8 protein-coding genes are annotated in these 6,607 nt (G+C 61.2%); 6 read left to right on the plus strand and 2 right to left on the minus strand.

Annotation, left to right across the window (positions count from 1 at the left end; translation table 11 throughout):
- Positions 1-94: 94 nt before the first annotated feature.
- A complete protein-coding gene (locus tag WBR57_RS03690) occupies positions 95-2,164 on the minus strand; it encodes an AsmA family protein (RefSeq protein ID WP_424082217.1) in 2,070 nt (689 codons plus the stop codon).
- Between the two features lie 368 nt (positions 2,165-2,532).
- Between WBR57_RS03690 and WBR57_RS03695 the strand changes: the two genes are divergently transcribed.
- Positions 2,533-2,904, plus strand: a complete 372-nt coding sequence (locus WBR57_RS03695; protein ID WP_424082219.1) for a hypothetical protein — start codon at positions 2,533-2,535, stop codon at positions 2,902-2,904.
- A 161-nt stretch (positions 2,905-3,065) separates the two neighbouring features.
- A complete protein-coding gene (locus WBR57_RS03700; protein ID WP_122538443.1) occupies positions 3,066-3,698 on the plus strand; it encodes a TetR family transcriptional regulator in 633 nt (210 codons plus the stop codon).
- 6 nt (positions 3,699-3,704) lie between these two features.
- Here WBR57_RS03700 and WBR57_RS03705 read toward each other — a convergent pair whose 3' ends face one another.
- Positions 3,705-4,199 (minus strand): C40 family peptidase, encoded by a 495-nt coding sequence (locus WBR57_RS03705; protein WP_424082221.1) that lies wholly within the window; start codon positions 4,197-4,199, stop codon positions 3,705-3,707.
- A 279-nt stretch (positions 4,200-4,478) separates the two neighbouring features.
- Here WBR57_RS03705 and ureE point away from each other — a divergent pair, with 279 nt between their 5' ends.
- The 4 genes from ureE to WBR57_RS03725 all read left to right on the plus strand — a co-directional run.
- The gene (gene ureE, locus WBR57_RS03710) at positions 4,479-4,979 is read left to right on the plus strand and encodes an urease accessory protein UreE (RefSeq protein WP_424082223.1); all 501 of its coding nucleotides are present in this window, start codon (positions 4,479-4,481) and stop codon (positions 4,977-4,979) included.
- On the plus strand, positions 4,976-5,650 hold the full coding sequence (locus WBR57_RS03715; RefSeq protein WP_424082225.1) for an urease accessory protein UreF: 675 nt from the start codon (positions 4,976-4,978) through the stop codon (positions 5,648-5,650). The genes ureE and WBR57_RS03715 overlap by 4 nt, the downstream gene beginning before the upstream one ends.
- 24 nt (positions 5,651-5,674) lie before the next feature.
- Entirely contained in the window at positions 5,675-6,289 is a 615-nt protein-coding gene (ureG, locus tag WBR57_RS03720; protein ID WP_012721947.1) for an urease accessory protein UreG, read from the plus strand.
- 21 nt (positions 6,290-6,310) lie between these two features.
- The coding region (locus tag WBR57_RS03725; RefSeq protein ID WP_424082228.1) for a HupE/UreJ family protein at positions 6,311-6,607 on the plus strand (297 nt) is incomplete at its 3' end.

A 6,607-nucleotide genomic window follows, 5' to 3' on the forward strand; every position in this document is an offset into this window, starting at 1 on the left:
CCCCCGATGGCTTAGTGTCAGTCGATGAAGAATTGACTGATACACCGCCATCGGGGGCAAGCCCCCTCCCACTTTTGGGTATATGTTCCGTCAGTCAGCCTTTCACGGTTTTTGGCGCCTTGCCTTCCTTCATCTGCTGCAGCAACGGCGCGCATTCGTTCGGCTCGCCGCCACTGGGCGCTACCAGCGCGAGCAGGCCGGCAGCCGGGCCGGCGATTACGCCCAAGGCGACCATACCGGCGCCGCGCAGGGCCAGGGGGATGGCTTTCACACCAGCATTCGGCTTGATAAACGGCCCGTTCACGTACAACGGCGAACGCAGCGAGAACAGGCGGAAGCCCTTGGACTCCGGCGTGATCGTGAGGTCCAGTTGCTCGGTCGCCATGTTCGCGGTGCCATCGATGTAGATGATGGCGTTCTCGGTATCGAACACAAACAGGCGCGTGGTCGCCAGGCCGGTCTTGATGCCAAAGTCCGCCGCGGCGCAGTTGATCTTCACTTCCTTGTCACCAAACAGGCGCCCCACCACGTAGTTGCCCACGTTGAGCCCGGCGATTTCCATCAGGCCACGGCTGATGGCGCCATCGTTGATGAGCATTTTGAGGTCGCCGTTGGAGGTGCCCAGCAACGCGGCCACCGAGTTGCCGCGCCCGGAAATGTCCGCATCGCCATTCAGCTCGCCGAAGCTGGTTTTCATCGGTTCGAACGTTGGGAACAGCTGTTTGAGCTTGAAGTTGCGCGCGCTGAGCCTGGCGCGGCCTTCCATCGGTGTGGTGCGGCCGTTCAAGCGGATCTGCGCGTCGAGCTTGCCGCCGGCCACGCCAAAACGCAGCGGTTCGAGGCTCAGCTCGCCGTCGTTGAGCACCACGTGGGTGTAGAGGTCGGTGAAGGGCAAGTCGGCGCTGTGCACGATGCGTTTGCCGGTGAATTCCACATCGGCATCCATGACACGCCAGCGCTCGGTGCGGAACTCTTCCACCGGCAGCACTTTGGTCGCCGGTTGCTTGCTGTCGCCGCCACGGGCTTTTTGCTTGGCATTCGAGTCGGCGCCGATCAGCGGCGCGAGGTCAGCCATCAACAATTGGTTGGAGACCAGCGTGCCGCTGAGCTTGGGCCGGGGCTGGCTGGCGACATAGCTGAGGTTACCGTGGATGTCGCTATTGCCGATCTTGCCGTTGAAGTTTTCGTAAGTGAATGAGGCGCCAGTGGGCTCGTGCAGCTTGGCGATCAGATGACCGTCGGTGGAGTAGGCCGGCGAATCCGGCAGGGTCACGCCAGTCAGCGGGTAGAGGTTGCCCAGGCTTGAGCCCGCAAGTTTCAGCCGCAGGTCCAGGGCGCCGAGGTTCAGCGGGTCGGTCAGGGTGCCGGCCACGGCGATGCTGGTGTCGGCAATCTTGACCTGGGCTTGCAGCGGGAACGGCTTGGCCGCGTCTTGCAGGGCCAGCAGGCCGCCGATCTTGCCGCTGCCGTCGAGTTTCTGGCCGTGGTATTGGCCTTTGACTTTGAGACCGAATGCGTAGTCCTGCGGTGCAGAGCCTTTCTCCAGGGCTTTCTTGGCATCGGCATCGCCGACGATTTCGCCGAACGGAATGGGTTTGCCCAACGGGTCGATGACCACATCGAGCTGAGTCTTGAGGGTCTGGTCGTCGAGGGTCACGTGGCCCTTGTCGAAACCGATGGCGCCAATGTCGACCACCCAGTTGGATGGTTCTGCATTGGGGTCTTTGGGGTCGAACTTGAACGTCCAGTTGGCGCGCCCATCCGCCAGGCGCTGCAAGTCGGCGCTGGGCTCGGTGAGGTCGATACGCGGGATCACCACGCGCTGCACCAGCAAGGCCAGCGGCGAAATACGCAGCTCGACTTTTTTCAGGCTGACCATCTGTGGTTTTTTCGACCAGTCGGGGTTACCCAGGGTCAGGTCTTCAGCAATCACATGGGGCCACGGCACCCAGGCACGCCAGCCGCCTTCCTCGGGCTCGCGTGCCCACACCACAGCGAGGTTGCCATTGATGGCAAACGGTCGATGCAATTCTTCGGAGACCTTGGCATTGAGCGGCGGCTTGATGCGGTTCCAGTCGAAGAACACCAGCACCAAAACCACGATAGCGATTAACAGAGCGAAGCTGGCGCAGCTCCAAGCGACGATTTTACGAGTGCGCGTCATTGCACAGGACTCCTGGTTACGACTGAGGGTGCGCGCTGCGACGCACCTTGTGACTACAGCTTATAAGGCTACGACTGGCAAATGGCTCAGGGGTTTAGCTGGAGTGCGAATTAACTGCGCAAAAAGCGAATTTTCCTACAGTGCGAACTCCTAAAACCTTCAACAATGCACCGGTGTTACCCACGAACGGGTCGAAAATACCCACCATGGTGCAAAACCGCGGGCTTGAGAGGTGCGATCTAGAGCCTCTGCGGGGAACAATCAATTCTGTTGATTATTACCATTGTGTTTATGAACTTTTATATCGACTTATCGAGAGTAGCATTAGCCCTGTACCCAATTTATCGCCCTCCCAAGGAGCAACGATCATGAAACGCCAAATTCTCGCTACCGTGTTGTTATCTGTCCTGGCTTCCAGTGCCTTTGCCCTGCCAGCCGCTGAACAAGCAATCCCACAGAACAAGGCTCAAGCCGTTGAAACCAGCCAGACCCTGGCTCGCAGCGGTTCGCAGGAAGAAGAAAACCGTGACTACGCCAAAGGCGCCGTTGCTGAAAATGGTTCGGAACACGCCAACAAACGCGCTTACACCGAAGGTGTTGCTGAAGGTGGCCGTGATCGCCTGGAACAGAAAGGCTTGGTTGAAGGCGGCGCTGAACAAGCTAATGACCGCGCTTACACCCAAGGTGTTGCCGAAGGCGGTTCGGACCGTCTGCAAGAACTGCATCAAGCACAGAGCTAAGCCTGTGATGGCCCAGAAAAAAGCCCGATCAATCGATCGGGCTTTTGACTTTCTGCAGGATCCGTCACCCAACACCCCACCTGCCCCACCGCCAAGTTCGACGCCAGCGAAGCTGTTTTGCTAGAGTGCATCGCTGTACTTGTCGACTAAGCCTGCCCGCCATGCTGCCCCGCGCCGAACAGAAGCAACAGACCCGCCTCGCCTTGATGGACGCAGCCCGCCACCTGATGGAGTGTGGCCGTGGGTTTGGCAGCCTGAGCCTGCGCGAAGTGGCCAAGACGGCCGGCATCGTGCCCACTGGTTTCTATCGCCATTTCGCCGACATGGACCAGCTGGGGCTGGTACTGGTGAGCGAAGTGGGCCAGACCTTCCGCGCCACGATTCGCCTGGTGCGCCACAACGAATTCGTGATGGGCGGCATTATCGATGCTTCCGTGCGGATCTTTCTCGATGTGGTCTCGGCCAACCGTTCGCAATTCCTGTTCCTGGCCCGCGAGCAATACGGCGGCTGCCTGGCTGTGCGTCAGGCCATCGGCGCGCTGCGCGAGGACATCACTCGCGACCTGGCGGCCGATCTGACGTCTATGCCCAAGCTGCAGCACCTCGACGCCGAAGGCCTGCACGTGATGGCCGACCTGATCGTCAAGAGTGTGTTCGCCACCCTCCCCGACATCATCGACCCACCCGCCCAGGCCTTGCCGGCCCACCTCACGCCCCAGGCGAAAATCACCCAGCAATTGCGCTTTATCTTTATCGGCCTCAAGCACTGGCAAGGGTTGGGCAGCACTGAATAGGGCCAATCAGCCCGCCGTGTGAAAGCGCTTGGCGGTGGTGTAGTTCTTTTTCCAGTAGTGGCTGCTCAGCGAATCGATTCGCACGCGTTTGCCGGTGCTGGGCGAATGGATGAATTGATCCTTGCCGATATAAAGGCCGACATGGCTGACCTGGCCGCTGCCGTTCCCCCTGAAAAACACCGCATCGCCTGGCTTGAGTGCGTCTCGCTGGATCGTCGCGGCGCTCGAGCGATGCATCGCGGTCGTGGTGCGCGGCAAACGAATATCGGCTTCGGTCTTGAACAGATAGACCAGGAAACTGCTGCAATCAAACCCTTGCTCGACCGAGGTGCCGCCGCCTTTGTACGGCGTGCCGAGTAACGCGTGGGCGCGGTCGATTACATTGTCGATAGTGGGTTTGCGAGGGGCCTCGAAGACTACGTGTGGTCGTAGATTGGCTGAAGCCGAGGTCATGGCAAGGGCTTGGGTGATAATTACCAGGCAACAAAATGACTTGAACATGATGAACAACGCTGTGAATTAAACACGGCGCGTAGGCTAATCAAACAGTTGGCATTGCGATGAGCGAAGACTCCTGGGATTTTGTAGGACGCGTCCCAAAAAACGCTCTAGCCAGGTGCGCCGAGCCCTTCGATGCACCATTTTGGACCGAAGCCGCGTATTTTCTGCGCCCTCTTTAGTGGCATCCGCACGCCCACCTACAGACAAATCCTACCCTTGGCCAGGATTGGCAAGCCCCTTGCTCTATGTCTTTCAACGCTCATAGCTGGAAGATTTCTGATGCTGGTGATCCACCGCCGAATTCCCCCCCAAGCCCTCTGGGCCGCCGAGTTGCTGCTGAATTTCGAAGCACGCAGCAAAAGCCGCCTGCGCTGTTTCAGTGCCGACGGTGAAGACGTCGGCCTGTTCTTGGAGCGCGGCCAGCCGCCATTGCACGATGGCGAATGTCTGCAGGCCGAAGACGGACGCGTCGTACGCGTGCGCGCGCGCCCTGAACAACTGCTACACGTGACCTGCAGCAGCGCCTTTGAACTGACCCGCGCCGCCTACCACCTCGGCAACCGCCATGTGGCGTTGCAGGTCGGGGAGGGTTGGCTGCGCCTGCTCGATGACTACGTGCTCAAGGCCATGCTCGAGCAACTCGGCGCCCACACCGAGACCCTCGAGGCACCGTTCCAGCCGGAACACGGCGCCTACGGTGGCGGCCACCATCATTCACGTCATGGCGATGAAGATTTCAACTACCCGCCCAAGCTGCACCAGTTCGGCGTGCGTCTATGAACCCAGCCTGGGCGTTGCTGCGTCTGGCCAGCCCGCAGTTGCCGATTGGCGGCTACAGCTATTCCCAGGGCCTGGAAATGGCCGTGGAAAACGCCCGCGTAAACGATGCAGCCAGCGCGCGACGCTGGATCAGCGACCAGTTGCTGCTCAACCTGGCGCGCTTTGAAGCGCCGCTGTTGCTCGCCCATTGCCACGCCGCCGCTGAGCCGGACTGGCCGCGCCTGGCGCAGTTGTGCGAGGAACACCGCGCCAGCCGCGAAACCCGCGAGCTGTATCAGGAAAGCCGGCAGATGGGCTACTCCCTGCAGCAATTGCTCAATGGTCTGCCGGAACTCGACGAGGCCGCGCGGGACTTTCTGGCACACCAGCCCGAACCGCACCTGGCCCTGGGCTGGGCCCTGGCAGCACGGGCGTGGGCGATCAGCCCCGAGGATGCCCTGGCCGCCTGGCTGTGGAGCTGGCTGGAAAACCAATTGGCCGTGCTGATGAAGACACTGCCCCTGGGTCAACAAGCCGCGCAACGCCTCACCAGTGAACTGCTGCCGCTGCTGCAACAGGCCCAGCAGGACGCCGGCCGCATCGACCTCAACCATTTCGGCAGCGCCGCCTTCGGGCTGTCCCTGGCGTGCATGGCTCACGAGCGCCAGTACAGCCGCCTGTTCCGTTCCTAGGGCCTTTTTTATCTGGAGAAGTACATGAACACACAACCTCTGCGCGTCGGCATCGGCGGCCCGGTCGGCTCCGGCAAGACCGCGCTGACCCTGGCCCTGTGCCTGGCGCTGCGCGATCGCTACAACCTGGCGGTGGTCACCAATGACATCTATACCCGCGAAGACGCCGACTTCCTGGTGCGCAACCAGGCCCTGGCGCCGGAACGCATCATCGGCGTGGAAACCGGCGGCTGCCCGCACACGGCAATCCGCGAAGACGCGTCGATCAACCTCGAAGCAGTCGACCAACTCAACCGTCGCTTCCCCGGCCTGGACCTGATTCTGGTGGAGTCCGGCGGCGACAACCTCTCGGCCACCTTCAGCCCGGAGCTGTCGGACCTGACCATCTACGTGATTGATGTGTCGGCCGGCGACAAGCTGCCGCGCAAGGGCGGGCCCGGTATTTGCAAATCCGACCTGCTGGTGATCAACAAGATCGACCTGGCGCCGCTGGTCGGTGCGTCGCTGGAGCTGATGAACAGCGACACCCAGCGCATGCGCAACGGTAAGCCCTTTGTGTTCAGTAACCAGAAAACCGGTGTCGGCCTGGAAGAGATCGTCGCCTTTATCGAACGCCAGGGTCTGCTGACCGCTGCCTGATCAACCCCAAGGAACCTGTCCATGAGCCTCAACAAACTCTTCACAGCCGCCGCGCTGCTGCTCGCCCCTGCCCTGGCCTTCGCTCACCCCGGCCACGGCGACAACGGCCTGATCGCCGGGATCAGCCATCCCCTGAGCGGGGTCGACCACTTGCTGGCCATGGTCGCGGTCGGTTTGTGGGCCGCGCAACAAAAAGGCGTGGCGCGCTGGGCGCTGCCGTGCACCTTTGTCGGCACCATGTTGCTTGGCGGCGTGCTGGGTTTTGAAGGACTGCAATTGCCGGCGCTGGAAAGCGGGATTGCCGCCTCGGTGCTGGCC

It is taken from the genome of Pseudomonas sp. (assembly GCF_049590575.1).
GTDB lineage: Bacteria > Pseudomonadota > Gammaproteobacteria > Pseudomonadales > Pseudomonadaceae > Aquipseudomonas.

What these genes read in the sequence shown, in the direction of transcription:
- WBR57_RS03700 (WP_122538443.1), top strand. Translation starts at nt 3,066, where the DNA reads ATGCTGCCCCGCGCCGAACAGAAGCAACAGACCCGCCTCGCCTTGATG.
- ureG (WP_012721947.1), top strand. Translation starts at nt 5,675, where the DNA reads ATGAACACACAACCTCTGCGCGTCGGCATCGGCGGCCCGGTCGGCTCC.
- ureE (WP_424082223.1), top strand. Translation starts at nt 4,479, where the DNA reads ATGCTGGTGATCCACCGCCGAATTCCCCCCCAAGCCCTCTGGGCCGCC.
- WBR57_RS03715 (WP_424082225.1), top strand. Translation starts at nt 4,976, where the DNA reads ATGAACCCAGCCTGGGCGTTGCTGCGTCTGGCCAGCCCGCAGTTGCCG.
- WBR57_RS03705 (WP_424082221.1), bottom strand. Translation starts at nt 4,199, where the DNA reads ATGTTCAAGTCATTTTGTTGCCTGGTAATTATCACCCAAGCCCTTGCC.
- WBR57_RS03690 (WP_424082217.1), bottom strand. Translation starts at nt 2,164, where the DNA reads ATGACGCGCACTCGTAAAATCGTCGCTTGGAGCTGCGCCAGCTTCGCT.
- WBR57_RS03695 (WP_424082219.1), top strand. Translation starts at nt 2,533, where the DNA reads ATGAAACGCCAAATTCTCGCTACCGTGTTGTTATCTGTCCTGGCTTCC.